This window comes from Candidatus Zymogenus saltonus, from assembly GCA_016929395.1.
Taxonomy (GTDB): domain Bacteria; phylum Desulfobacterota; class Zymogenia; order Zymogenales; family Zymogenaceae; genus Zymogenus; species Zymogenus saltonus.
The window spans coordinates 21,867-48,037 of the sequence record JAFGIX010000040.1 but is presented as its reverse complement, the minus strand read 5'-3'; the positions used below and the strand labels follow the sequence as shown (position 1 = coordinate 48,037).

21 protein-coding genes are annotated in these 26,171 nt (G+C 50.6%); 10 read left to right on the top strand and 11 right to left on the bottom strand.

Features of this window, described 5'->3' with window-relative positions; translation table 11 throughout:
• The first annotated feature begins 118 nt into the window (after positions 1–118).
• On the top strand, positions 119–1,114 hold the full coding sequence (locus tag JW984_08170; protein ID MBN1573156.1) for a 4Fe-4S binding protein: 996 nt from the start codon (positions 119–121) through the stop codon (positions 1,112–1,114).
• A gap of 234 nt (positions 1,115–1,348) precedes the next feature.
• Here the strand turns inward: JW984_08170 and JW984_08165 are convergent, their stop codons facing one another.
• The 10 genes from JW984_08165 to JW984_08120 all read right to left on the bottom strand — a co-directional run bounded on the left by JW984_08165 (position 1,349) and on the right by JW984_08120 (position 15,526).
• A complete protein-coding gene (locus JW984_08165; protein MBN1573155.1) occupies positions 1,349–2,698 on the bottom strand; it encodes a potassium transporter KtrB in 1,350 nt (449 codons plus the stop codon).
• A gap of 293 nt (positions 2,699–2,991) precedes the next feature.
• A complete protein-coding gene (locus JW984_08160; protein MBN1573154.1) occupies positions 2,992–3,528 on the bottom strand; it encodes a hypothetical protein in 537 nt (178 codons plus the stop codon).
• Between the two features lie 73 nt (positions 3,529–3,601).
• The gene (gene lgt / locus JW984_08155; GenBank protein MBN1573153.1) at positions 3,602–4,381 is read right to left on the bottom strand and encodes a prolipoprotein diacylglyceryl transferase; all 780 of its coding nucleotides are present in this window, start codon (positions 4,379–4,381) and stop codon (positions 3,602–3,604) included.
• An 8-nt stretch (positions 4,382–4,389) separates the two neighbouring features.
• Complete coding sequence (gene lspA / locus JW984_08150; protein MBN1573152.1) at positions 4,390–4,917, bottom strand: signal peptidase II; 528 nt, start codon at positions 4,915–4,917, stop codon at positions 4,390–4,392.
• Positions 4,917–7,712 (bottom strand): isoleucine--tRNA ligase, encoded by a 2,796-nt coding sequence (ileS, locus tag JW984_08145; GenBank protein MBN1573151.1) that lies wholly within the window; start codon positions 7,710–7,712, stop codon positions 4,917–4,919. Before ileS ends, lspA begins: the two co-directional genes overlap by 1 nt.
• A 345-nt stretch (positions 7,713–8,057) precedes the next feature.
• A complete protein-coding gene (locus JW984_08140) occupies positions 8,058–9,743 on the bottom strand; it encodes a Na/Pi cotransporter family protein (protein MBN1573150.1) in 1,686 nt (561 codons plus the stop codon).
• Positions 9,744–9,957: 214 nt separating this feature from the next.
• On the bottom strand, positions 9,958–10,764 hold the full coding sequence (locus JW984_08135; protein ID MBN1573149.1) for a hypothetical protein: 807 nt from the start codon (positions 10,762–10,764) through the stop codon (positions 9,958–9,960).
• The gene (locus JW984_08130) at positions 10,748–12,214 is read right to left on the bottom strand and encodes a HAMP domain-containing protein (protein MBN1573148.1); all 1,467 of its coding nucleotides are present in this window, start codon (positions 12,212–12,214) and stop codon (positions 10,748–10,750) included. Before JW984_08130 ends, JW984_08135 begins: the two co-directional genes overlap by 17 nt.
• 66 nt (positions 12,215–12,280) lie before the next feature.
• Complete coding sequence (locus JW984_08125; protein ID MBN1573147.1) at positions 12,281–14,647, bottom strand: HAMP domain-containing protein; 2,367 nt, start codon at positions 14,645–14,647, stop codon at positions 12,281–12,283.
• Between the two features lie 183 nt (positions 14,648–14,830).
• Positions 14,831–15,526, bottom strand: a complete 696-nt coding sequence (locus JW984_08120; protein ID MBN1573146.1) for a hypothetical protein — start codon at positions 15,524–15,526, stop codon at positions 14,831–14,833.
• A 210-nt stretch (positions 15,527–15,736) separates the two neighbouring features.
• On the opposite strand from JW984_08120, the gene JW984_08115 reads away from it, so the two are divergent.
• Both JW984_08115 and JW984_08110 read left to right on the top strand, forming a co-directional pair.
• Positions 15,737–16,210, top strand: coding sequence for a hypothetical protein (locus JW984_08115; protein MBN1573145.1), 474 nt, complete (start codon positions 15,737–15,739; stop codon positions 16,208–16,210).
• Between the two features lie 44 nt (positions 16,211–16,254).
• Complete coding sequence (locus JW984_08110) at positions 16,255–17,211, top strand: radical SAM protein (protein ID MBN1573144.1); 957 nt, start codon at positions 16,255–16,257, stop codon at positions 17,209–17,211.
• A 135-nt stretch (positions 17,212–17,346) separates the two neighbouring features.
• Here JW984_08110 and folK read toward each other — a convergent pair whose 3' ends face one another.
• Positions 17,347–17,859: a 2-amino-4-hydroxy-6-hydroxymethyldihydropteridine diphosphokinase gene (gene folK / locus JW984_08105; protein ID MBN1573143.1), complete on the bottom strand. Its 513-nt coding sequence runs from the start codon at positions 17,857–17,859 to the stop codon at positions 17,347–17,349.
• 208 nt (positions 17,860–18,067) lie between these two features.
• On the opposite strand from folK, the gene JW984_08100 reads away from it, so the two are divergent.
• From JW984_08100 to JW984_08070, 7 genes are all read left to right on the top strand, one after another.
• The gene (locus JW984_08100) at positions 18,068–19,504 is read left to right on the top strand and encodes an L-seryl-tRNA(Sec) selenium transferase (protein ID MBN1573142.1); all 1,437 of its coding nucleotides are present in this window, start codon (positions 18,068–18,070) and stop codon (positions 19,502–19,504) included.
• Positions 19,505–19,641: 137 nt separating this feature from the next.
• Entirely contained in the window at positions 19,642–19,896 is a 255-nt protein-coding gene (locus tag JW984_08095; protein ID MBN1573141.1) for a translation elongation factor-like protein, read from the top strand.
• Positions 19,897–19,902: 6 nt separating this feature from the next.
• On the top strand, positions 19,903–20,805 hold the full coding sequence (locus JW984_08090) for an energy-coupling factor transporter ATPase (GenBank protein ID MBN1573140.1): 903 nt from the start codon (positions 19,903–19,905) through the stop codon (positions 20,803–20,805).
• On the top strand, positions 20,805–21,401 hold the full coding sequence (locus JW984_08085) for a hypothetical protein (GenBank protein ID MBN1573139.1): 597 nt from the start codon (positions 20,805–20,807) through the stop codon (positions 21,399–21,401). The genes JW984_08090 and JW984_08085 overlap by 1 nt, the downstream gene beginning before the upstream one ends.
• Before the next feature lie 30 nt (positions 21,402–21,431).
• Positions 21,432–23,204, top strand: coding sequence for a hypothetical protein (locus tag JW984_08080; protein ID MBN1573138.1), 1,773 nt, complete (start codon positions 21,432–21,434; stop codon positions 23,202–23,204).
• 20 nt (positions 23,205–23,224) lie between these two features.
• The gene (locus tag JW984_08075; protein MBN1573137.1) at positions 23,225–24,340 is read left to right on the top strand and encodes a DUF1175 family protein; all 1,116 of its coding nucleotides are present in this window, start codon (positions 23,225–23,227) and stop codon (positions 24,338–24,340) included.
• A 626-nt stretch (positions 24,341–24,966) separates the two neighbouring features.
• Positions 24,967–25,983, top strand: coding sequence for a patatin-like phospholipase family protein (locus tag JW984_08070; protein ID MBN1573136.1), 1,017 nt, complete (start codon positions 24,967–24,969; stop codon positions 25,981–25,983).
• The last annotated feature ends 188 nt before the right edge of the window (positions 25,984–26,171 follow it).

The window sequence follows — 26,171 nt, the reverse complement described above, 5'->3', positions numbered from 1 at the left end:
GATTCACTTTCTGGCGCGTTTTTCAGTTAATGCCCTTAAATTAGATATTTGGTGTATTCCTTGAATCTACAAATAGGCTATTTTCAAATGTTTTCTCCCACTATTGACGGAGTAAAAAATGACTGAAGAAAAGAGTATCTACGAACAGATGTCCGACAGGATAATGACCTCTGGATCTAAGATGATCCCCCAGCTATTCGAGTTCATCGCAAATAAAGAGGAGGCGATCCTGTTGATGGCGACTCCCGGGACAGCGGAAGAGCTTTCGGAAAAGATCGGAAAGGACAAGGAGACCACCCAGAAGATGCTTGACGAGCTTTTTCACAAGGGCCTTATCTTCAAGTCGAAAAAGGAGACCGGCACGATCTACAGGATGTGCCGCGACCTCGTTCAGTTCCACGATGCCACGATCCTCTGGCCGGAGGCCCCCAAGTCGTATCACGACATGTGGCTGAAATATATGAACGAGGAGTGGCCCGGCTACGCCAAGATAGTGGAGCAGGTGATAAAAGACCCCTTCACCCGCATCGTCCCCATCGGGGAGACGATCACACCGGAATCGAAAATAGAGGCGATCGACGACGTAATGACGATCCTCGACAACGCCAGGAGGTTCGCCGTGACCAACTGCACCTGCCGGACGATAGACGGGAAGTGCGGGGCGCCCCTGGAGGTCTGCCTTCAGGTGGACAAGTCCGCCGACTATTCCATCGAGAGGGGAACGGGAAGGGAGCTTACCAGGGACGAGGCGAAGGCCTTAATAAGAAAGGCGGACGACGACGGGCTTGTCCACGTCATCATGAACAGCAAGTCTAAGCAGAATTTCATCTGCAACTGCTGCAGCGACTGCTGCCAGACGCTGCCGATATTCATCAACGAGGGCGTAAAGATTGTCGCCCCGAGCAGGTTCTCGGCAAGGGTGGACGCCGACCTATGCACCGGCTGCGAATCCTGCATCGAGCGGTGCTTCTTCGGGGCGCTTGCGATGACAGAAGACCTGACCGCCGCAGTCGACCCGGAGAAGTGCATGGGATGCGGGCTATGCGTTCCGGTATGTCCCGCGGAGGCGATTGAGCTTTACGAGACGCGGGAGTCGGAGTCGATCCCGGCTTAGGTATTTTCATAAGCTGATCTTGAATATCAAAGGCTGCTTCAATCGTTGTTTTTCGGTGGGAGTAATTAGTCCTATATGTTTATGAAATATGATAAGGTTATTGTTGAGTGTAAATCTTGCTATCCGGCATTGGCTTTATTTAAAATAAATGAGATTCAAAAAAATAGCACAAGAAGTACAATATTTTTGATTCCCTTCAAAACTTCATACACATACTTTATATCTTTAAAAAACCTAAATTGCAAGATCCGACCTCTCATTATCAAAAATAAGCTCGGGTTTTACGTATAGCGCCATACCAAAAGTAAGAGGACCCACACGGCCTATATACATCATAAGGATCACAATCAATTTACCCAAAATAGTCAATCCTGTTGTGATCCCCATGCTCAAACCGACCGTCCCGAGAGCAGAGGCTGCTTCAAAAAAAATATCTAAAAATTCTCCGTTTTCTGTCAAGGTAAGCAAATATGTGCCGATAATAAGTGTAGAAATATAAAAGCTTAGCGTCGCAATGGCTGTCTTAATACGGTCTTCTGGCACTATTTCACTAAAAATGTGTACATCTTTTTCGCCTTTAATAGCACTTTTCATCAATCCCCAAATAGCCGAAAACGTAGTAGTTTTCAATCCGCCGCCAGTACCCGAGGGCGAAGCGCCGACAATCATCAAAATACAAATAAGCATTATAGCCGATTTAGACATAGTACTAATATTGACAGTGTTGAATCCCACTGTTGTAAAAGCGGTCATGGCTTGGAATAACGAAAACAAAATCCTATTTTCAGGAGTAATATCGCCTCCGAAGCTTTCAGTTAAAAACATTAAAACCGACCCGATTAATAAGAGCCAAAATGTTATTGTGAAAATAACCTTTGTGGTCAGAGTAACACGCTTTTGTTTGCCCTTTATGAGACGCCAAACATCCACACATACGATAAATCCCATCGCTCCTAATATACTTAAAACCGAAATAATTGCGTTGATATAGAAGTTATTCGCAAATCCCTCGAAGCTATTGGGAAATAGACTAAAGCCGGCTGTACAGAAAGAGGAAACGCTGTGAAATATCGCGCTCCAAAGGGGATTCACTACACCTTTCTGCCAGAAAACAAAAAACAACCCTATCGCTCCGAGAATTTCGATTACTGCGGTAAAACGTACTACGCTTAATACAAACTTTTCAATTTTAAAATTATTAGGAATGCTAAACACAGTCTGCTCAATATTCTTTGTGCGACCATCAAGGTATTTCTTTGTAGACAATATAACGAACGAACTAAAAGTCATATATCCGATTCCGCCCAGTTGAATAAGAACAAGGATGACCAACTGCCCCCAGAAATTATAATCATCACTCACAATAACTGTCGTTAATCCGGTTGTCGAAACTGCGGAAGTGGCAATAAATAGATTATCAAGGGGATTAACATAAATTTTATGCATGAATGGCATGCATAAAAGAACAAATCCTATAAAAATGTAAGAAAGATACCCAAAAACAACCAAACGTATCGGATTTGCTGTCCTTAAGCGATAAAGAATAGCATAAAAATTATCTTTTATATTGAGCCTCTTAATCATATTCAATTCTTTTAAAATTCGGACCTATTAAAACATCTATATATCATTTACTCAAATTCAGTAAAATATTACTATTTATTATATAATCCCTACTATATTGATTGAAAAGTCAAAACAGAAAAGCATATCTTTGAATAGAATCGAGGCTTTTAAGAACAATTCCTATATTTTTGAGACTTTTAAAAAATGAAGGTGTAAAGAATATAATACTATGTAGACTCTTTTTTTCAACATCTATTCACTAATAATGACTCCATATTTAATGGATGCTCCATAAAAGCATAATAGAAAGATCAGGCCTTGGCCTCCCTCCCCGACTTTTTTATTATAGACCTCGCATCCTCCTCCACGTTTGTGGAGACAAAGTAGAGTGCGGCAACAACGAGGATTATATATATCGGGGCCTTGAGCTTGAGGTACGGATTCTCGTAGAGATATAGCCCGCTCAAGTTCGCGATGTTATATATTACAAATACAGCGGCGTCTATTATAAAAAGTAGTTTGAGGCGCTTCCTTATGCCTTCGCGGAAATTCCAGTACAGGCAGGCCAAATAGAATAAGATGGGCGCGCTTACAAGATAATAGAGGGCGAAAACTCCCGAGAGGGCGAGGTCGAGTCCCCCGGGCTCTCTCGGAAAATCCCTGACAGTATTGGTCAACCAGCCTAGTAGCAAGGCGAAGTGGGAGAAGAAGTTTATCGACAGGTTGAAAAATCCCAGCGTCATGGCGAAGAAGCCGACATACCAGAACCCGAACGGCACATCCTCCCAAATACGATAGTCGGGAAAGATAAATTCCAGCCTTCCCTCTTTTTTTCCATTTTTACCCATTATTTATTTCCTTTCACTTTCCGTTTTACGTTTTCCGTTTTCCGTTTTAATATTTCGGCAGCGGCGTCGCCGATTACTTTTTCCCCTTTTCTTCGGGCGCTTTCTTGGCCCTGAAGTAGAAATAGAGGGGAACGGCGGCGGCAACCGTTATGAGACCTATCAGCTGGGACGTGGAGATCATTCCATCGAAGAAGAATCCCCTCGGGTCGCCGCGGAAGATCTCGACGATGCTCCTCGTCGACCCGTAAAGGATGACGTAAAGGAGCACCAGCTCGCCCTTGAAGGCTGATCTCTTTCTCCTGAAGAAGAGAAACAGGAAAATCGTAAAGTTAAAGAGCATGTGATAAATCTGAGTCGGATGGAGGGCAATACCGTTGGGGGCGATGGTGGATTTTATGAACACGATCCCCCAGGGGAGGGTGGTCTCCTTTCCGTAGCAGCATCCCGCCATGAGGCAGCCTATCCTGCCCACAGCCTGGGCCAGGGCCAGGGGGACGATTCCCATATCCGCCCAGAGCCACCAATCGAGCTTTTTTGACCTCAAGTATATAAATGCGGCGATCAGCCCTCCGAAGAAGGCGCCGTACCATACCAGCCCCCCCTCCCATATCATCAGGCTTCTGAGAGGATGATTGATGTAGTAGTCGATATTCACGGCGACGTAGACCACCCTCGACCCAAGGATGGCGGAGAGCAGCACCCAGAAGCCGATGTCAACCCCGGTATCGAGATCGAATCCTCTTCTCCTCACCTCGTAGAGAAAAAGTGAAAAACCCAACAGGAACGCCAGAGCAACAAAAAAGCCGTAGGTGTAAAGGGTGAACTTGCCGATATTTAAAAGGTATGGATGCATATTTTCTCCTATCGCCCCGCCTCGGTTTCCCTTTCGCGCTTGGGCTCCGCAATAATAAGCTCATAGGCCAGAAGCACGATCCCTACCGTTATGGCGGAGTCGGCAACGTTGAACACCGGCCAATGGAGCCTGTAGATGTGCATACTTATAAAGTCCCTGACCCCGCCGAGCATGATCCTGTCTATGAGGTTTCCGACCGCACCGGCAAAGACCAGGGAAAGAGAGACGATATAGACTATCTTGTCTTTTTTTGCCTTAATAAGGAGATAGAAGATAAGAAGCATGGCCATAATCGAGACCCCGATCAAAAACGGGATCTTCATACCACCCGGAAGACGGGACATGATCCCGAAGGCGGCGCCGGTGTTCAATATATAATGAATGTCGAGGAAGTTCGGGATTATCGTCAGCATCTCCTCCAGCCTGAAGCTCTTGTCTATATAATTCTTCGTCACCTGATCTGCAACGATAACAAAAGCCGTTATGATTAAAAGAATCGAATACTTTACTATATTTGCTTTTTTAGAGGCCCTCATCAACTCCCTCCTTCCTTGAGGTTCCCGGCGCAGCGCAAACATACTTCCGGGTGCTTTTCATCCTTCCCGATATCTTCGGTGTAGCTCCAGCAGCGGGGACATTTTTCCCCCGGAGCCTTTTTAACCGATATAAAGAGATCTTCAATCTCCTCGCTCTCGAAGGAGTCTTCGAGGGGCGCATCGACAATCTCCACCCTTGAAACAATAAATACGTCTCTCAATATCTCGGAATTGGCTCTCAAGAGCTCCAGCTTTTTACCCTTGGCGGAGATCGTCACGAGGGCGTCCAGAGAATGTCCGATCGACTTATTACGTCTCGCCTCTTCCAGCGCTTTTGTAACGACGCCCCGAATCTCGAGGACCCCGTCCCATTCCCTCTCCAGGTCGTCGTTTACAAATGAATCGTCCGCCCTGGGAAACGACGTCGTGTGGACGCTCCCCGATCCATTGTTTCCGGGGATTTCCCCCCAAATCTCTTCCGCGGTAAACACAAGGATGGGGGCCATCAGCCTCACAAGCCCGTTAAGGATCGTATACATGGCGCTCTGGGCGGCCTTTCTCGCCTTGGATTCAGCGGCGCTGGTGTAGAGCCTGTCCTTCAAGATATCGAGGTAAAAGGCGCTGAGGTTCACGGCGCAAAAGTTGTGGATTGAGTGATAGATTGTGTGAAACTCGAATTCTTCGTACGCCTTGAGAACCCGTTTTATAAGCTTGTTGTATTTTATAAGCAGATAGCGGTCGAGGCCCGCGTACGCCTCCCCATCAACCAAATCCGTTTTGGGATCAAAGTCGAAAAGGTTGCCCAGTATAAACCGCGACGTGTTTCTTATCCTCCGATAAGCCTCCGACTGCCTGTCCAGTATCTCCCAGGAGACGCGAATGTCGTCCATGTAGTCCTCGGCGCTCACCCAGAGCCTCAACACCTCCGCCCCGTATTTATCTATGACCTCATTCGGAAACATCACGTTTCCCAGAGACTTGCTCATCTTCCTACCGTCTCCGGCTACCAAAAAGCCGTGGGTCAGGACCTCCCTATATGGGGCCCTCCCCCTCGTTCCCACGGAGGCCAGAAGCGAGGAGTGAAACCATCCCCTGTGCTGGTCGCTACCCTCAAGGTACATGTCGGCGACTTCCTTGAGCCCCGGTCTCTTCTCGCATACGGCGGCGTAGCTCGTTCCGGAGTCGAACCAGACGTCCAGGATGTCCTCCTCCTTCTTGAAATTTTTCCCGCCGCAGTTTTTGCACTCGGTGCCGGGGGCGACGAGCTCGCTCACATCCTTCTCGAACCAGACATCAGCGCCCCCCTCCTTAACGAGATCGACCACCCTTTTGAGAGAGGCCTCGTCTATCAGCTCCGTTCCGCACTCCGTGCAATAAAAGACCGTAATGGGAACCCCCCAGGACCGCTGCCTGGATATGCACCAGTCGGGACGGTTTTGAATCATCCCGTATATCCGCTCCCTCCCCCACTTGGGGATCCAGCGGACCTTGTCGATCTCCTTCAACGCCTGTTTTCTGAGGTCGTTTTCCTCCATGGAGATGAACCACTGGGGCGTGGAGCGAAAAATAATCGGCTGTTTGCACCGCCAGCAGTGGGGGTACTGATGTCCAAATTCCTCTTCTTTCAACAGGGTCCCCGTCTCGGCGAGCTTCTTGTTTACGTCTTCGTTGGCGTCGAAGACGAATTTTCCGGCGAAGTATTGAACGTCGTCGGTGAATTTCCCAAGGTCATCCACAGGCGCATAGGCCTCCAGCCCGTATTTCTGGCCGGAGAAGTAGTCGTCCTGGCCGTGGCCCGGGGCGGTGTGAACGGCCCCCGTTCCGGCGTCCAGCGTGACGTAGTCAGCAAGGATCAAGACCGACTCCCTGTCGTAGAGGGGGTGCTTCGCCTTCTTCCCCTCGAGGGACTTTCCGGGAAACTTGACCAGAACCTTGTAGTCTCCCATCTTAAAAGAGCTCAAGACGATGTCCGCCAGCTCCTCGGCGAGGATAAAGACCTCGCCCCCCTTGACTTCGGCCGCCACGTATTCGTAGTCCGGGTGAAAGGCTATGGCGAGATTGGCCGGGATCGTCCAGGGAGTCGTCGTCCAGATAATTACCGACACATTTTTACCCTTGAGCTCCGGAAAGTCGTTAGAGAGGTCGTCTATCATAGGGAACTTGACGTATATGGATGTGGAGGTGTGGTCCATATATTCCACCTCCGCCTCGGCGAGCGCGGTCACGCAGGAAGCGCACCAGTAGACCGGCTTTTTCCCGCGGTAGAGGGAACCGGAGAGGGCAAATTTCCCTAACTCTTTTATGATCGTTGCCTCGTATTCGTAATCCATCGTCAGGTAAGGATCGTCCCACTCCCCGAAGATACCGAGGCGCTTAAACTCGCTCCTCTGGATGTCGATATATTTTTCCGCAAAAGTGCGGCAGCGCTTTCTGATCTCGCTCTTCGTCATGGTGAGCTTCTTATCGCCGAGCTCCTTATCCACCTGATGCTCGATCGGAAGGCCGTGGCAGTCCCAGCCCGGGACGTAGTAGCTGTCGTATCCCATCATGAATCTCGACTTCACTATGATGTCCTTCAAGACCTTGTTCAAGGCCGTCCCCAAGTGGATATTGCCGTTGGCGTAGGGCGGACCGTCGTGAAGGATGTACTTCTCCCTCCCCTTCGATGCATCTTTTATGAGATCGTATATTTTTATGGAATCCCAATGCTGCAGGAGCTCGGGCTCCCGCTTGGGGAGGTTGGCCTTCATGGGAAATTCGGTCTTGGGAAGGTTTAAAGTCTCTTTGTAGTCCATCATATCTCCACGATTCCTTTTAGATTCCTTCTATATATAGAAAAAAGATGCAAAAGTCCACTGCCCTTTTCGGATAAACCTTATTATATATAATTCAATACGACTTTTTGTCAAGAAAAAAGGGTTCTAAAACAACCGACAAGGAGAAATATTGTATAGAGCCCTTTTATCAATCCATTTCGGCAAGTGAAGGATGAAACAGGGTGTATAATGTTATCTTTCGGCGTAAATTATCACAATAAGTCTCCGTCCGCAATTTCCATCCCTATTGCCAGCTTAATTCAGGAAGCTTTCAAATGAGCGAACTGTTGCAGACAATAATCCTTAGGGTCATGGGGCGTCAGCCTACTTGATTCCGACCACGGCCTCCGCGATGTTAAACGTATGGTCACCGATTTTCTCGAAGTTGGTCAACATATCTATAAATATCAGCCCCGGGTCTACCTGGCAATTCCCCTTGTTGAGCCTGTCGACATGGTCGTTTCTGAAGGTGTCCTCAAGGTAATTTATCCTCTTTTCGTATCGGTCCGCTTCGGATTTTATAAATATGTCTTTCGTCTCCATGCTGTTGATAACGAAATCGAGAAACTTCCTCGACACCTGATATATCTCCCGGATATTCTCGATGGCGACGTCGGAAAAAATTAACTTCTCCGCCTTCTTTCGCTCGATAAGCTGGGTCAGGTTCTCGCAGTGATCCCCGATCCTCTCGATATTGTTCACCATGTTTATGATCGAGGTGATCTCCCTCGATATCTCCGGCGTGATCGACTCCTGGGATATCCTGACGGAGTAGTCGGTGATCTCCCGCTGGAGCATATCCACGGTGTCCTCCATCTTTCTGACGTTCTCGAGACGTTTCATGTCCCCGTCAAAAAGGGCCCTCATGCTCTCGTCCAGCATATCGAGAGATATCTTGGCCATGTGGATAGTCTCGTCTCTCGCCTCCCCTATGGCGATGCTCGGCGCGGAGACGACATTGCCGCCAAGGTATTTCAGGTGAAACTCCGGCTTTACCTCCTCGCCCGGTATCATAAAAGTCGAGATTTTCGCCAGGACACCGATCATTGGTAAGAAGAGTACGTTGTTTACGACGTTAAACATTGTATGGGCATTTGCAATATGCCTGGCGGCATAGGGGACATCACCAATCTCCATATTATACTTTGCCGCCTCCTCGGCGGTCGTAATAACAAAGCCTACCTCTCCCGGTGTTATCAAATTCACAAGCTTAATGAAATAGGGCATCAAAAGAAAGATGTAGATAACGCCTATAACGTTAAACATAGTGTGCGCCCTTGCCGTCCTTTTCGCCGCGACATTTGTCCCGATCGACGCCAATTCGGCAGTGATCGTGGTCCCGATGTTGTCGCCCAGTATCAGGGCCACGCTCGTGGGAAAAGAGATCAGGCCCGTGCTGGCAAGGGCCATTGTTATCCCCACGGTTACGGAAGAGCTCTGCATCATCATGGTGAAAACAGTCCCGATAATGAGGGCGACGAAGGGGAATCCGTCGAGATTTGCGAAGAAATTGAAGACCGCCTCCGAACCCTTCATAAAGGCAAAGGCGTCCTTCATGGTAGAGAGCCCGAAGAAGAGCAGCCCGAAGCCCATCATGGCCTCTCCGAAGTAAACCAACTTTTCCCTCTTTGCAAAGAGCTTAAGGACAACCCCGACTCCTATCAAGGGGAGGGCGTAGTCCTGCACCTTAAAGGCGATCATCTGAGCGGTTACCGTTGTGCCGATATTGGCGCCGAGTACGACGCCTATTGCCTGAACCAGGTTGATGAGCCCCGCGTTGACGAGGCTGACCGTCATTACGGTCGTGGCGGAGCTCGACTGGATAATGGCCGTGACGAACAAACCGGTCAACATCCCTATCACACGGTTTTTCGTAATGCTCTTCAAGAAATTCCTCAAGCGGTCTCCGGCGTATTTCTGGAGGCCGTCGCTCATCGTGCGGATGCCGAGAAAGAAAAGGCCCAGCCCCCCCATGATCCCGAAGATTACTGTCTGCAACATTTCACCCATTTGAAAAAACTTCCTGTATTATGCTGTTAAGAGGATAAATATCCCAAAATCATCATCGACGGTGGAAGATCGGCCTCTCCCGCCATTCGATGATAACAACCAAAAAACCTCATGCAGGTTTTTTTGCGTTTTCCCTCTGAAACATAAAAGGGTTTTTTATATCTAAAAGAGAAGGAGTTTTCAAGCAAAATCGTAATAATTAATGGAAAAACTCCTACCTCTTGACCTTTCTTTCCTCCTCCCTGACGCTCAGGACGTTTCCGTAGTCGTCTATTGTCGCAATGATGTTCAGCTTGTCCTCCCCGGGCATAAAGACGACGTGCCAGACAGGTCTATCCCTCCCCCGCCCTAATAAAACGGCAACGGCAACGTGTTTGGCATAGTCTATCTTCGGGAACCTCTCATCTTCGAGGGCGGCCCCAAGCGCCCCGGCATATCCAAGGTTCAATTTGTCGAGTTGCTCCTCCATCCTGCGAACACCCGGCTTAGTTCTCCTCGCCAAGGTCTTGATGTCGTGCTCCTTCTGGACATTTTTCTTGAGAACTTCCCTGGAGTTGTCGTCAATAACCACCGTCATCAGCTCAGTATCCTGGAACATAACCCTTACGTTCCAGGCCCTGTTCTTGGGAAGGCCGAAGATCATCACCCTGACGGGGATGGCTTTGGCAATCCTCTTGAAGTCATCGTCGTCGACCGCCTTTGCCATCACGTCCAGAACCCTCATGGCAAGGGCGCCCTCCGACTCCGGGGTCTCCGGGGGCGTTTTTGGCTCATCGACCACAGGCGGCGCATCCATCCCCAATTCCATCCCCGGCTCGGTCTCGGGGGCCGTTTTCGCGATATCCCCGTCGTCTCCGCCTATGCCGTCCCCCACCTCCTTCGACGCCTCCGTATCCGTTGAATCCTCGATCACGATTTTCAGGCTCTCCTCTTCCCTGCTGCAGGCGAAACCCAATATCAAGGCCGCTCCAAAAAGAGCGGTCAATAATATTTGTCCAATTCTATTATGCCTTCCTGTCATATTTCTCTCCTTCTCCCTTTTTTACTCCCAAGATGTTGAAAACCTTTATATCCCTTTTGAGCCCCTTCAAGGCCTGGGGGCCAAGCTCCACCGCTTCAAGCCTCTCCCTCGCCTTCATATAGGTGGTTTCGCTCACAAGTATCTGCCCCTTTTCGGTTATCGACTCCAGACGCTGGGCGACATTTACGGTGTCCCCGATGACGGTGTACTCCATTTTCCTTTCGGAGCCGATAATCCCCGCCACGGCCTCGCCGGTGTTTATCCCGATCCCCATGTATAGGGGATGTTTCCCCTGACGTTCGCGCCTCTCGTTCAGCTTACCAAGAGCGCCCTGCATCTCCAGAGCGGTCATAACGGCCCTCAAGGGCGGGTGCTTCTGCTCCAGGGGGGCGTTCCAGAATGCCATGACGGCGTCCCCTATGAACTTGTCGAGAACCCCCTCGTATTTGAAGATGATGTCTATCATAACGGAGAAATAGTCGTTAAGGGTGGAGACCAGCTCCACCGGCGGCGTCTTCTCGGCTATGGTTGTAAAGCCCTTTATGTCGGCAAAGAGGACGGTTATCACCCTCTTTTCCCCGGTAAGGACTATTTTGTTCTTCTGGGAGAGGAGCTGGTCCGCTATCTCTCTAGTCACGTACCTCTTGAAGGTGTCCTTGATGAACTCCCTCTCCTTCAACCCCTCGGTCATTTTATTGAAGCTCTCCGCCAAGAAACCGATCTCGTCTTTGGTGATTGCCGGAACCCTCACCGCAAAGTCGCCCCCCGCCACCATCTCCATGCCGGATACAAGGGAGTCTATCGGACGGGTGAGCCTGTTTGAGAAGTAAAACGACAAGGTCACAGCAAAAACGATCAAGAGAAACGTAACCGCAAGGGACTTTCCCGCCATCTCCCAGATTCCCTTTTGAAGGTTCTTCAGATAATAACCCAAATATATCGAATATTTCAAGTCCCCCGTGTTTTTATCCATGACCGATGCCTCGACCTTTTTCAATCCCTTCACCTCGAGGTTTTTTAGCCCTGTAAGGCCTTCGTAAGCCTCGGAGCCTGCCCCCTCAAGTCCCGCCCTCGGATTCACGGAAGAGACGATATCTTCGCCGTCGCCGTTCTCGATGACGATGTAAATAAGGTCGAGATTGTAATTTACCGTCTCGTACTTTACGGAGTAGAGGGATCTCACCCACCGATTGAAGTCATCCGTCGGCATTTTACCCATTGTCAGCTTGATCACCGTTACGATCCCGGCTATCCTGAGGTCGGCGTCCCTCTTCTTTGCGGCCACCTCCCGGTTAACCGTAATAGCCGTCACAAGCCCCATCACGACAAATATGACCAGTGACATCGTAAGGGCCATCTTGTACTTTAGCTTCATTCCCTTCCCGTATGCAGGGGGCACAAATCCCCTCCCCCTTACATTGACGCCCTTGACCCCCTTACTCCCATCCATTATCGGTTCCTCTCATCTGTCTCCTCCCCCCCGTATCCTCACAAACCTATCGCCGTTTAAAAAAAATCAAACGCCCTTCAGCTCCCTCTTTTTCACGCCTTTTTTGTTCCGGCCCTTCGATATCGGGAGCCTTATCTCAAAAGAGGTCTCTCCCGGCTTCGACTTTACGTTGTAGGCCGCCCCGTAGGGCTTCAACAGGAAGTCCACCGTGAAGAGTCCCAGCCCCGTCCCAGAATCCCCCCTCCCTATTTGATCCCTCTTGGTTGTAAAAAAAGGTTTGAAGATATTCGGGATGTCCCGCTCGTCTATCCCGACACCCGTGTCCTGAAACGTCACCACGATATCGTCTCTACCGACCGCGGTCTTAACGGTCAGCTTTCTCTCTTCGGCCTCCCTCATGCCGTCAACGGCGTTCAGGATAATGTTGACAAAGCTCTGGGAAAAATCGGAATGCACCCCTCTAAACGGGGGGATCTTCTCGTCTAATATCAGCTCCTTTACGATCTTGTGTTTGAAGAAGAGATCCGCCTCCAGGAATTTTATCTCTTCCGCCAATATTTGATTAATATCCAGCTCCTCCACCTCCCTCTTCCCCTCGTTTCTTACCTTTGCCATGAGGTTTCTGACCTGATCCGAGAGCTTCTTAGAGAGGTTGTACGCCTCCCTCGAGTCGGAGATGAGATTTTGTCTCCACTCGCTCAAATCGACAATCTCCTTTTTCCCCTTTTGTGTAAGCTCGCTCTCGAGGTCTTCAGAGTTTACCTTTAAAAGGCTCACCAGGGCCTGAAGGGGGTTGTTAAGATTGTGAAAGAGCCCCTCGGCCAATACCCCGATCTGGGAGTGCTTCGCCCGCTCCATGAGCTCGAGCTTGAGGTTCTCACTCTCAGTTTCGAGGGTGTGAATATCGGTAACGTCTTTTAGGTGAGCGAGAAAGAGTGGTGTTCCCTCCTTGTGTTCCCCCCGGCCCTCACTCTCCTCGCCGGAAAGCGAAAATATTGCGACCTCGAGATACTTCCTGTCTCCGTCAATCCCGACCATCTCGATTTTTATCGGCTTTCCCGAATCATCCTCCAAAACCTTGCCGTGAATCGCCCCCTTTGCATCTACCCCTTTGGGCGCAAGGGAGATAAACTCGTCGAGCTTTCTCCCCAAAAGCTCAACCGGCTCTTTTCCCACGAGACTGCCCATGCTCCGGTTTGCAAACTTTATCTCCCCGTCCTTGTCGAAGACCACCCAGCCGTCCCCGGAACCCTCCACAACCATCCTGTATTTTTCCTCCGACTCCTTCAGCTTGCGGCTCCTCTCCCTGACAAGCCTCTCGAGCTCCTTGTTGTAGCTCTCGATGAAATCCCTCGAATCGCTCAGCTCCCTGGCCATGCGGTTGAAGGAGTCGGTAAGGACGCCGATCTCGTCTGAAGAAGTCGGCACTATCTCCTCTGAAAACTCCCCCTTTGCGATCAGCTCCGTCGCCCGGGTGAGCTTTTTTATCGGGCGGGATATTGCGTCCGACAATATGAATGACACGATCGAGGTTGCGATAAGGATGACAATCACCGCATATGGGAGGCCTTTTCGTATCTTGTCTGCGATCAGAAAGGCCTCGTCCTCTTCGAGGAAGACCACCACCCGAAGCCCCTCCGGGCCTATATCCTTGAGGCCGGAAACAAGTGTCCCGAAAACGATATACTTTACTGCGTTGTCGTCAGTATAATGAACTATACCCTTTCCCACCGTGGTGATCCTGTTGATGTTCTCGTCGGTAAACTTCGTAAACATCATATCGGTTCCCACCCCGGCAATTCTCCTGCCCTCACTGTCGATGACGACGGCGCGGCCCGTTTTTCCTATTCGGGTTAGATTTGTCACGTCCCACAAACCCTCCAGATTGAAGACGCCCACAAGGACGGATGTTTCCCTCTCTCCCCGTTCGGAAACCGGCACAGGCGGCAAAATCGGCACAGACACTATAAAGGCGGGGGTCGAGAGCTTGGAGGAGACGAAAGGCCCTGTTATCCTTGGAGAGTCCCGCAGGAGGGCCTTTGCCTCCACCCTGTCTGCAGGAAAACCGTGAATGCCTCCCCTGGCCGTAACCTCCCCTCCACTTAAAATAAAGAGGTCCATTATATCGGGGGAGAAGCTCTCCATTTTCTTCAACTCCAACCCCTTCTCCTCCGCCGTCTTGTTATCGTCAGCTATAACCGGATTTCTGGCAAGGAGCTTCATCGTCTTGTAGGAGCCGTTGATCAGTCTCGTGATGTTGCCGCTCAATCCCGTCCCGACCTCGACAAGCCGGTTTTCCGCCTCGATGGCCACGACTCGATTGATCTCGTAGTAGGTGTAAAAGGAGATAAAGATGATCGGAATGAGCCCGACGTAGGTGAAAAGGAGAAAAAGCTTTAAAGAGATCCTTACCTTTCGCCTTTTTTTATCCATCACTCAGGCCGGATACGGTTTTTGAAGGGGGGCCCAAAACAAATGACAAGGCGTCTTGACGGCCCCGGCATAAAAAATGAAAACGATGTATATGGTTTTGACTCGAAATCAAGATGATCGGTTAAAACGGATTCCGCTGATATAAACTCCTCACATTAAATAAACTTTAAAAATCCATTCTAACTATTTCAAAAGCGCAACCAGAAGCGCCGCCCCCCCGAGGAGAAAAGCGACCACCAGTCCGGTAATCAATATCCAAACCCTGTTGAAGACGGTAAAGAGGCGCCGGTTCTGCTCGTGTATCTCGTTTTGGAGCATGGCAACGAGGCCCATCTGGTGATCCGCGGCAGTTGAAACGTCCGACTCGATCCTTTTTACCTTCAATGCCAGAATATCCTCCAGCCTCCTTGTCTCCGCGGAGCTTTTTTCTGCGAGGTGCTTCAGCTTGGTCTCAAACCTCCTGTTGTCCTGTTCCCTGATTACATCCATCCACTCCCTCAAAAAATACTTCATATTATCGTCCCCCATGACTCTCCCCCTTCTTTCCCCCTCAGAGGCTCCCCCGGAAATTTCACTCCCCTTATTGCTTACTCCCGTTTCTCTTTCGACCTCACCCCTTCTATCCAAGACCTTACCCTTGGGCCGTACCTTGATTATCCTGGCGATCTCATCGGCGTGCCTCTCATACCGATCGAGAAACTCGTCGGTGACCTCCATGAGCTGGTTGTGATCGAGGCTCTTCAGATAATCCTCGACCACCTCATAAAGGGTCGCTATATTCTCGTCCTTGGCATTATCGTCTAAAATATCGTCTCCGCCGACCCTGTCCCGCCCCCCCTTGTCCCTCCCCTCCCTTATCTGTTTTATCCATTTTTTCATAACGTCTACCTTTTAAGCGGCCTCGCCGCCCCGGCAACAGGTCTCAAAACAATTTCTCATTGACACATAGGCTATCATCTCCACGATTTTTGGTCAAGAAATAATATTGATTGGCAAAGGGTCAAATTCCATTGAAAATCCGGCGATATTGACTTTTTATACGTCAGGTGTTATATAGAATTGGACTTAAACAGATGAAAGGTAGAAAGTATGAAACCCCCGAGGAAGCTTACAGTGACTCCCCTTATCGTGGTCTTCTGGGACGAGCCGATGTGGCGGGGCAAGAGAAAGGTTTTCACCGACAGGGTCGACGACCTCGAGGCCGCCTTCGGCGATTTTACCCCCTGCTCGATGACGATCTACGCCGGGCCCGACTACCACATGAGCGAGGACAAGACCTCTCCCGCCTACTGGCAGGCCAGGTTCTTCACCGAAAAGGGTTGCAAGTACAGGGGGATCAGGGTTCCGGACGAGGATGGAAGAGAGGGAGCCGAGGTGGTGCTTCCTCCCCTCGGGCCGGGCTTCTATCAGGACTGCATGTTTCCTGAGGGGCTGAACTGGACCGAAGAGATCGACGGGAGGATGGTCTTCACCAAGATAAAGTCGATTAGGTTCGTCGAGCACAAGTTCACCATATTCAACGACTACCTCCCACCCCAGCTCAAGGAAAAGACTAAAAGGTAAATCCAAATTTCTAAATATTCGCCGAATCGGCCAGGTTGGATATAATGGATCATCTCACCATATCATTTCTCCTCACCCGTCGCTGCAACGCCCGGTGCAGGCACTGCGGCGCATGGCCCGCCTCAAAAAGGTCGGGGGCAAAACCGGAGGCCGACTCCGACTTTGACACCTCCGACATCAGCGACTTCATAGACCAGATCGCCGAGACGCCGAAGATCGAGGCGGTGGGGCTCACCGGCGGGGAGGCCTTCATCGTAAGGGATCTCCTCTATTGCGCGGTCAAGAGATTGAGAGATAAAAGTATCCCCTACACGATCGTGACGAACGCCTTCTGGGCGAAGAGTCTTGATGCGGCAAGGGAAGTCCTTTCCGACTTCAGAGACACAATAGGCATAGGGCTCTCCGCGGACACCTTTCACAACGAGTTCATCCCGATAAAAAACGTGGTCAACGCCGCAAGGGCGGCCGAATCCCTGAAGATCCCCTACATCGTCAGGGCGACTATGAAGGCGGACGACACGGAAGAAGGATTGAAAACCTGGTTTGAGGAGGAGGGGCTTCCGAACCTCGACATCGTTCAGTTCGCGCCGGTGATGTACATCGGGGAGGCGACGGAGAAGATGGCGCCGGAGGAGTTTCCAGATCAAAACCCGATTGCCCCCTGCCTCTCCTTAAGGACGCCCTTCATCGTCCCTGGGGGGGACGTGTACGCCTGCTGCGGGGAGGCGGCAAACATCGAGGGGGAGCACCCCCTTCACATCGGCAACATGAGGGAGACACACCTGAAGGATATTATCAAGAGATACGACTCCGATCCCTTCCTCAAGGCCATTTACACAATCGGCCCCAGGGCGATGTTCGACCTCCTGGATGAAAGGCCCGAGACTTTAAGGGACGAGCTCCTCCTTCGCTCCCCCTGCGGGACGTGCAGGCTCCTGTTCGAGGATATGGACAGGACGGAGAGATTATCCGAAATATTAGGAGAAGAGACTTCCTCTTAAATCTGCGAAGGGGATAAACTGTTTTAAAAGGTGTATTATTCAAGCTACCACACCGTCTGACCATTGAATTCTTGAAAGGACGGTCGGCCCCGAATTATTCACGAAGCCGTGAAGATGAGCGGTTAAATTTCAAGTTTAATCCTCCTCCCGATATTTCACTACACCTCCTATATCACCCAGATCGTCGAGAAGCTCCGCCACGCTCTTTTTCAACACGGGATGAACCGCGTCCGGGGCGATCTCCGCCAAAGGAACGAGGACGAACCCCCTCTTCGTCATCTCAGGATGGGGGATTTTTAGCTCCATATCATCGACTACGGTCTCTACGGCCCGATCGCCGAAGAGGAGGATGTCGATATCGATGATCCTCGGCCCCCACCTGACCGTATCGGCCCTCCCCATCCTCCCCTCTACTCCCTTAAGCCTCACCAGCAGCTCCTCCGGGGAGAGGGTCGTCTCTATCTCTAAAACGCCGTTCAGGAACTTCGGCTGATCGGTGACGCCCACCGGCTCCGTCTCGTAGATGGCAGACGAGGATATTACGTCGACGCCCTCTATCCCGGAGATCAGCGTCTCGGCCGTCTCGAGGTTTTTTTCCCTGTCCCCGATATTCGACCCGAGCCCCAAAAATGCGGTATTCTTTCTCATGGCCCTTTTATAGCACGTCGGTGAAATCCACCGCAATACTAATCTCTGTAATCTCTCCAATCTCCTCAATCCCCTCAATCTCTTCCATCTCTTTATTTTACTTGAAAAAAAGTTTATTTATGCTATAAAATAGTATCGTCTTTATAACAATGAGCCTTCGGGAGGATAGAAAAACCATTATTTCCAATTTTTTCGGATTCTTACCATTATGACTGAAAAAGCAGCGAAAAAAGAAGAGGACGCTTCGGCCTTAAAAGAGAAACTCTCCTCACTTCCGGCGGTGGACAAACTCCTTCTCCACCCGAAGGTGGAAGACCTTGCCGACAAGTACTCCAAGAAGGCGGTGAAGAGGGCCGTTCGGGAGGCGATCTCCATCACCCGGGAGAGACTCCTCTCCGACGATGAGGAAGTCGAGATATCCGAGCCGTCCATGATCTCCCTCATCGAGGACTGGCTTCTGGTATCCCACAAGACGGCCTTGAGACCGGTCATAAACGCCACAGGGATAGTCCTCCACACGAATCTCGGGAGGGCGCCCCTCGGAAGGGATGTGCTGGAAAACGTCATAAGGATAGCGGGGGGGTATTCAAACCTCGAGTTCGATCTGGAGAAGGGCGAGAGGGGGTCCCGTTACGATCACATTGCCAAGCTGATAAACGAGATCACGACGGCCGAGTCGTCCATCATCGTAAACAACAACGCCGCGGCCGTCCTCCTCGTCGCGAACACCCTTGCGAACGGGAAGGAGGTAATCGTCTCCCGCGGCGAGCTTGTGGAGATCGGGGGCGCCTTTCGGATCCCGGATGTAATAGAAAAAAGCGGCGCAATGCTGAAAGAGGTGGGAACGACAAACAGGACGAGACTCTCCGACTACGAGTCCGCCATCGGGCCGGAGACCGGAATGATATTGAAGGTGCACACTTCAAACTATAAAATAGTCGGTTTCACGGAAGATGTCCCCGCATCAGACCTTGTAAAGCTCGCCAATAAACAGAAGATCCCCGTGATGGAAGACCTGGGGAGCGGGTGTCTGGTAGACCTGTCCCGGTTCGGGCTCCCGAGGGAGCCTACGGTTATTGAAACGGTTAAGTCGGGCGTGGATGTGGTGACGTTTTCCGGGGACAAGCTCTTGGGCGGCGGGCAGGCCGGCTTCATCCTGGGCAAAGAGGACACTATTAAAAAGGTGAGACAAAACCCCCTCAATCGCGCTCTGAGGATCGACAAGTTCACCCTGGCGGCGGCGGAGGCCACGCTTTTAATGTACAGGGACGTCGAGGTTGCCTTGAAGAAAATACCCGCCCTCTCGATGATTACAATGCCGTACGACAAGACCCAGATGAGGGTGAAAAGGATAGTAAGGAAGATAAACAGCGTGCCGCACCCCGGGTTCGACGTGGTGAGCGCGGACGATTTTTCTCAGCCGGGGGGCGGGTCTTTTCCCACGGCGGACATCCCCACCAGGGTAGTCTTGATATTCCCCATCGAGATCGGCCCGGAAAAGCTGGAGGAGAGGATGAGGGCGCAGGACCCGCCGATAATCGCCCGAATCGCCCAGGAGAGGGTGATCATCGACCCGAGGACGATAACCGAGAGCGATATCCCGAACCTGACCGATGGGATTCTCAAGGCAATGGAGGCGATCTGAATCGGCAGGGGTTGTCTTCTCCCTTGGATTTGCCGCAGGGCCTGTTTAGATATTTTTAACATGATATTAGTTTCAAAGGTAAAATCAAAAGTGCCAATCTAAATATCTCTATTGTTTTTGATTTTAGGAGGAAACCGATGTCTGAAGAAGTAAAGGTGGGTGAAATAGTCAAATTCTTCGCCAAGCCGAGCGTTGCCGCCATCAAGGTAACCGAAGGTATTAAGGTTGGGGATGAGCTTCATTACAGGGGCGCCACCACCGACTTCACAGAGGTGGTTGAGTCGATGGAGGTGGACAACAAAAAGGTTGCGGAAGCCGCCACAGGCTCGCTCGTTGGCATCAAGGTAGGCGAGAGGGTAAGGCCGGGAGATACGGTACTTAAGACGTCCTAAAGCTTTATGCTTATAGAAATCAAAGATCTGTACCAGCACTTCAATCGGGGGACGCCCATTGAAAAGGAGGTCCTTTCCGGGGTGAGTCTCAATATCGAGGCGGGTGAGTTTATCGCCTTGATCGGGGAGACCGGCTCCGGGAAGACGACCCTGGCGCTTCACCTGAACGGTATTCTTACCCCGACTAAGGGGAGCGTCCGTGTTGGGAACTTCGTTGTCGGGCCGGACACGAAAAAGACGGGGGCCTTAACAGAGATGGTCGGGCTGGTATTTCAGTATCCCGAGCACCAACTATTTGAGGAGACGGTTCAAAAGGAGCTGAAGTTCGGCCTGAGACACAAAAAGGAGAAGCCCGACGAAGAGGAGATCGAGAAGATGGTGAGGAGGGCCGCCGATCTTGTCAATCTCGATTATGACGCCCTAAAGGATCGCTCCCCCTTCACGCTTTCCAGCGGTGAGCAAAGAAAGGTTGCCATCGCATCGATACTGGCAGTCGATCCCGAAATCCTTATATTCGACGAGCCCACCCAGGGACTCGACGCAGAGTCGAGGACGGATACTATTGGAAACATAAAGGAGCTCAACAGAAAGGGTAAAACGGTAATAGTGATCTCCCACGTAATAGAGGAGATTATAAACGCTGCCGGCCGGATAATCATCCTGAGCGGCGGAAAGATCACGGCGGATTGTCCGTCCTCGGAGCTCTTTTCCGACAAAAGGGCCGAAGAACAGCTTGGGAGCTTTATGCCGGAGGTAACGGAGCTTTTGGTCCGCCTCAAGGAGAGGGGATGGGACGTCAGCACCGATACCTTCAAGGCCGAGGACGCCTTAAGGGAGATCCTGTCCGTTTTAAAAAGGACAACAAGTACCATAAAAAAAAATAGTGCCACAGATTCGGGGAGGTTATAATGAAATCAATAAAAAGAGGATTTATTCTTCCGGTTCTGCTTTTAGTGCCCATTGTCATCGTATCCTGCGGGGGAGAGAAAAAGGTATCCCCGACGGGGGATACGACAGATAAGGTGAAAAAGGGGGGGGTGTTCGCCGACATCGTCGCCGCACTCTCCGAAGATGCTTCAAAGCCTCCAGATCTCGCCTTCGAGAAGGGGGAGATGACAAAAAAGGAGTGGAAGCTCTTCATCCGGGCGCGAAACCGCCTATACGTCCCAATCGAGACTTACGACTACTACTACTCCGAGGATGAATCCGGTGAAGAATCGGAGGGGGAGGAAAAAGTCGACTCCCTTGACGACATACTGAAAACGGAGAGGGAGCAGTATCTGACGCTTCGGCAATCTCTGGGAGATACGCCAAAATCCTACGATGAAGTCAAAAAGGACGTCGACCAAAAACTGAACGATTTTTTTGACGACCTGACAGAGCTCATGGAGACGGTCCCTGCGGCGGAAAGGGAAAAAGTCCTGGAAATAGTCTGCCTCAGATTCAGCAACACCCTTCTCAAGCAGGGAGTACTGCCGGAGTCGTTTACGGCCGAGTCCCACTAAAAACAGCCAAAATAACGAAGGAGGATCGTTATGAAAACGAAATCGCGTCGTAAGTCGTCAAGGGAGATCCTGTGTTCAATCACGGTTTCCATCGCGATTTTTATTCTCTGCATGCTCTTGACGGCCCCCTTGGCAGCGGGCAACGAAACGGGGGGTCTTATCGATAAAGTCTCCGGTAAAGCGGAGACGATTATATATTTTAAGGATATAAAAAAGGGCTTAAGGCCGTTTCTTAGGAGCGGCTTCTACAGAGAGGCCGAAGACCTGTCCATCTTTAAGGGGCCGATAAGGACGGACGTCTCGGCTCCGGCGATCTCCACTTTGGGGGATGTGGAGAAATCCCTCGGTCTTTCGATAACCCCGGGAAGGATTATTCTTCTGATGGGAAAGGACGCCGCAATATATAAAACCCGGACGGGCGGCGGCAAGGCATCGGTCGCGGTCCTTGAGGTCGGCTGGCTTAAGAGGTTTCTTATCAAGATCGTATCCAGCCTCAAAGGCTCCATATCGAGAGAAAACATCGACGGCATTTCAGCCTTCTCGACAAACGCGGGAAACAAAAAGGTCTATTACGCCTTGACGGCGAGCCACGTTATATTTTCCGACTCCTCACTGGCACTCAAGTCTCAATATGACACCCTTGCCGGCGGCGGAGACACCATCGTAAACAATCCTGACTTCAAGAGGGGAATCTCCGCAGTACCCGCCGGATACCACGTTTTGATCTATCACAAGATAACGAAGCCCGAACCCTACGAGACGAAGCTCATAAAAAGGGGAGAGAGGCTGTTAGGTGAGGTTGACACCATCTTCACATCGATAACATTTACCAAAAGCGGCGCCGACGTGAGTCTTTACGCGCCCCTGAAGTCGGATGAGACCGAAAAGATCATCGCGGGTCTTGGAGATGTAGGCAAAAAACCGGCGCCGGAGATAGAAAATCTCCCGTCCGAGGCCGCGGGATTTGTCGCCTTTAACTCCTACGATCCGACCATCCTTTACGCAAATTTTGTCAAGAACTGGTTTTCCGGCGTCTTCGAGCAGGTAAACTACATATCGATCCTCCAGAAGTGGAAGACCGAGGCGGGCTTTGACCTCGAGGGGGGGATCTTAAGCAACATCACGGGTGGAACCCTCCTGGCGGTGACCGGAATCGGCTACGAGGGGAGAGAGCCTTACGTAAAGGTGTTCTCCTGCCTCGGTATAAGGGAGGGCGGAGAGGAAGCGGTCTCCGAGAACCTCTCCAACATCTTCGACTACGCCTTCTGGGACGACGGCCCAAGCTATTTTGAGTACAACAGGGCAAGGCTCTACTACATGGGCGAGCTGAGGGAGGAGGAGGTGGACTGGAGCGGCAGCAAATATATCAAGACCAGCGTGGCGAACCCGGGCTTCGGGATAAATCAAAACAGGCTCTATTTCTACAGGGACATATCTACGATAGAGCGGTTGCTTAACGCCCCCGTACTCAATAAGATAAACGAGGCGGGCGGTAAAAAGCTTTTTGACGAAGACTTTCTCGTAAAAAGCGGCGCCTACCTCGACGCCCAGAAGGATCTCCCCTTAGGAAACTATGATCTCTATCTCTACCTGTCGGGCGAAAACCTCACCAATACCGTCGAGAAGTATATAATCAACCTGAACGCCCACTACCGCTACTTCCTTTACGAGGATGCGGAAAAGAGGCTCATCCCCTTGCTTGAGCTTACGAGGGAATCCTTCGTCTCGTTCTACGGCGGCATAAACTTCGGACAAGACGCGATTGAAGGCAAGTTCAGGCTCGTTGCGAAAGACCTCAACTGAAATCCGCCGTGGAGGGGAAGGTGAGGGAAAAAAGGCCGGGCAAATGCTATTTTCGGGGGAGGTTATTTCTCTGTCTCCTGGCCCTCCTTTTTGCCTCCTGCTACGGGGACCCGGAAAAGCTTGATATAAAAGCCTCAAAAGAGGAGATTCACGCCAACGGGGAGGAGACGATTACCGTAATAATAAGGGTTGTGGACGCAAAAGGTAGGACCGTAAAGAACGCGGAATTTCCGGTCGAAGTCTCGGTTTCAGGCGCCGACGTAGTAACGATAGGTCAAACACCCGTCATGCTCGAGGAGGGGACAAAGGATTTGACCCTCATCTCCACCTTCGAGTCAGGAAGCGTGAAAGTCACGGCGGCGGCCAATGGTATCAACGGGGGAGAGGCGAATTTTATCGTCGTACCCGATTACCGCGACGGGGACGGGGACGGCTTTCCGGACGTGGTGGAGCTCTTCGGAGACACGGATCGTCTCAACTTCAGGCGGTGGCTCTGCGCCGTTGCTGAATCTCAGCTCTACGAGAAGAACCGCCGCTGGGCCGACGTAAACAACGACTGCGCCGGGCTCATACGCTTCGCCTACTCGGAAGCGCTTAAACTTCACGACACCCGCTTCTTCTCCGTCTACAGCGCCCTCGTAAATCCCGCCAATCCGGACATAAAGAAGTACAACTACCCGAACGTGCCCCTCCTTGGGGAAAAAATCTTCAGGACGGGGGACGGCCCATTTTTCATAACCGATATCGAAGAGGGTGCGGAAAAGTTCTCCCCGTCGGCAACGGCGGGGCACTTACTTCTCTACAACGTAATCCCCCTGGGTAAGGGGGGCGAGGGTATTCTCCCCGGTGATCTCATCTTCTACTTCAACCCGGACAATCAGAAAATGCCCTACCACGCGATGATTTTTCTCGGGGAGTGGGGAACCGAAGAAGATGGCGATGATCTCACAGCCGAAGGCAAAAAGAAAATCACGGACGACTGGGTGGTCTACCACACCGGGCCGAGACATACAGACCGGGGCGAGGTGAGGAAAGTGAGGCTCTCCACCCTGATGCAGCACCCCGAGATGCGCTGGCGCCCTGTAACGGAAAACGAGAACTTCCTGGGGTTTTTCAGGTTTAAAATATTGGATTAATCATGCGACATTTATTGTGATTTAGTCATTATTATCTTGACATATGAATATACTATATATTAATATGTCAAAAATTATGTTTCTTTGTGCCCCATAATTGTCTTCATTCACGTATTTTACAGGTTGATGCTCCACACTTTTTCTCATCTTGAGCCTGAACCATAAATTAGTCTACCAATTTACAATAGATCAAAACCGGTTCGGATCGAAAATTCCCGCAGTACAGGTATGTTTTAAGATTGTTTTTCAAGCAAAATGAACTATAGCATATAGTTCTTTTTGCTATGCTAAATATATGGTTATACCGTTAAACGGCCCGGCGGATGGTGTTACGTAACGGCAAAAAAACTTTCTGTCTCTCCTCTTAATATCTTCGATGACAACCGGCTTACAGTGGACCTAAACAGGTCGACGAAAAAGAGGGCGAAATATCCACGATGACACGACGGATTTACGATTGGCTAAGAATAACCTAAAACCGATCTCACTGGTCTGGCTTGCTCCGAAATGTTGAAACGCTCCCGTCCGGATAAAGGGCACCAAGGGTTTTTAATGAAAGGAAAGACTATAACCTTCTTAAGTCTTTGGGAATCTCGATTCACCAAATAAACAGAAGGAGGAAAAAAATGGCCAAACAAGAGAAAAGGCCGATGGAAAAGTTTCGGAAAAACGTCGCTATATCGATCGACGGCGGCGGGATCAAGGGTGTGGCGGCCGCAAGGGCGTTGATCGACCTCGAGGCTGAGCTTTTGAAGAATAATAAATCCTTTGTCGATACCTTTCATCTCGTGGCGGGAACCTCTACAGGGGCGATAATCGCCGCGTGTATTGCCTCCGGGGTAAAGGCCGAAAAGATATTTGACCTCTATACAAGTCTGGGCGTTTCGGTGTTCAAGAAAAGCCCCCTTCGACCGTGGCCGTTTTGCAGTCACCGCTATACCAATAAGGTACTTGAGGAGGAATTGAAAAGGCTCATCGGCGACAGAAAGATGAAGGATTTTTGTCAAGGAGAGCGGCCAATAGACCTCGTCATCACAACCATCGACATCTTTGAAAACCGCACCAGATTCATCAAGCCGTGGAACAAGCCGACCAAAGAAGAATTGAAGATCGCCAAAAAAGAGAGTAAAGAGGAGGTCGATTTTACCGAGTGGACCGTTGTCAAAGCGGTGCTTGCGTCCAGCGCGGTGCCCTCATTATTTTTCCCCGTGGACGGCCACTACGCGGACGGGGGATTCGGGGCATACGGAAATCCCTGTTACTATGCGGCCTTCGAGCTTGCATACTGCCTCGGCTGGAATGCGAAGGACACCACCCTCATAAGCATAGGAACGGGTAAAGAAAAGCCGATAGAAGATATACCCAAAACCGCCTTCGGCTGGATCATGCCCATCATCGACTCCTTTCGCCAGTCCTCCAACGACCAGCAGGTTTTTCTTGTACAGAACTTCTTCAAGGAGCTTGATTTCCGCCGCTTTCAGGTCGACATAGAAGAGTATATAAAGCTGGACGACGCCTCCCCTAAAAACATCGAGCTCCTTGAAAAGTACGGGGAGGAGCTGGGGAAGAAGATCAAGGAAAATGATTGGGAGGAAAAAGAGCCTATTCAACACCCCGGCGGGAAATGCTTAAAGCTGAAATGATATATCCTGGTCTTAGAGGTAAAAAAACGCGGGCTTAAACGGTCTCTTAATTCATCGGTGAACCTTGAGGCTCGATCATTTTTTATAAAAGATGACCTTCAATACTTTTACGTAACAGGAGGCCTTTTCTCCAACCTTTGGGGAATTTGGTCTGGCTGATTTTTTAATAATCAATATTTAACAGGAGG

Coding starts and splice junctions, on each gene's coding strand:
- JW984_08170 (MBN1573156.1), top strand. CDS start 119: ATGACTGAAGAAAAGAGTATCTACGAACAGATGTCCGACAGGATAATG.
- JW984_08165 (MBN1573155.1), bottom strand. CDS start 2,698: ATGATTAAGAGGCTCAATATAAAAGATAATTTTTATGCTATTCTTTAT.
- JW984_08160 (MBN1573154.1), bottom strand. CDS start 3,528: ATGGGTAAAAATGGAAAAAAAGAGGGAAGGCTGGAATTTATCTTTCCC.
- lgt (MBN1573153.1), bottom strand. CDS start 4,381: ATGCATCCATACCTTTTAAATATCGGCAAGTTCACCCTTTACACCTAC.
- lspA (MBN1573152.1), bottom strand. CDS start 4,917: ATGAGGGCCTCTAAAAAAGCAAATATAGTAAAGTATTCGATTCTTTTA.
- ileS (MBN1573151.1), bottom strand. CDS start 7,712: ATGGACTACAAAGAGACTTTAAACCTTCCCAAGACCGAATTTCCCATG.
- JW984_08140 (MBN1573150.1), bottom strand. CDS start 9,743: ATGGGTGAAATGTTGCAGACAGTAATCTTCGGGATCATGGGGGGGCTG.
- JW984_08135 (MBN1573149.1), bottom strand. CDS start 10,764: ATGACAGGAAGGCATAATAGAATTGGACAAATATTATTGACCGCTCTT.
- JW984_08130 (MBN1573148.1), bottom strand. CDS start 12,214: ATGGATGGGAGTAAGGGGGTCAAGGGCGTCAATGTAAGGGGGAGGGGA.
- JW984_08125 (MBN1573147.1), bottom strand. CDS start 14,647: ATGGATAAAAAAAGGCGAAAGGTAAGGATCTCTTTAAAGCTTTTTCTC.
- JW984_08120 (MBN1573146.1), bottom strand. CDS start 15,526: ATGAAAAAATGGATAAAACAGATAAGGGAGGGGAGGGACAAGGGGGGG.
- JW984_08115 (MBN1573145.1), top strand. CDS start 15,737: ATGAAACCCCCGAGGAAGCTTACAGTGACTCCCCTTATCGTGGTCTTC.
- JW984_08110 (MBN1573144.1), top strand. CDS start 16,255: ATGGATCATCTCACCATATCATTTCTCCTCACCCGTCGCTGCAACGCC.
- folK (MBN1573143.1), bottom strand. CDS start 17,859: ATGAGAAAGAATACCGCATTTTTGGGGCTCGGGTCGAATATCGGGGAC.
- JW984_08100 (MBN1573142.1), top strand. CDS start 18,068: ATGACTGAAAAAGCAGCGAAAAAAGAAGAGGACGCTTCGGCCTTAAAA.
- JW984_08095 (MBN1573141.1), top strand. CDS start 19,642: ATGTCTGAAGAAGTAAAGGTGGGTGAAATAGTCAAATTCTTCGCCAAG.
- JW984_08090 (MBN1573140.1), top strand. CDS start 19,903: ATGCTTATAGAAATCAAAGATCTGTACCAGCACTTCAATCGGGGGACG.
- JW984_08085 (MBN1573139.1), top strand. CDS start 20,805: ATGAAATCAATAAAAAGAGGATTTATTCTTCCGGTTCTGCTTTTAGTG.
- JW984_08080 (MBN1573138.1), top strand. CDS start 21,432: ATGAAAACGAAATCGCGTCGTAAGTCGTCAAGGGAGATCCTGTGTTCA.
- JW984_08070 (MBN1573136.1), top strand. CDS start 24,967: ATGGCCAAACAAGAGAAAAGGCCGATGGAAAAGTTTCGGAAAAACGTC.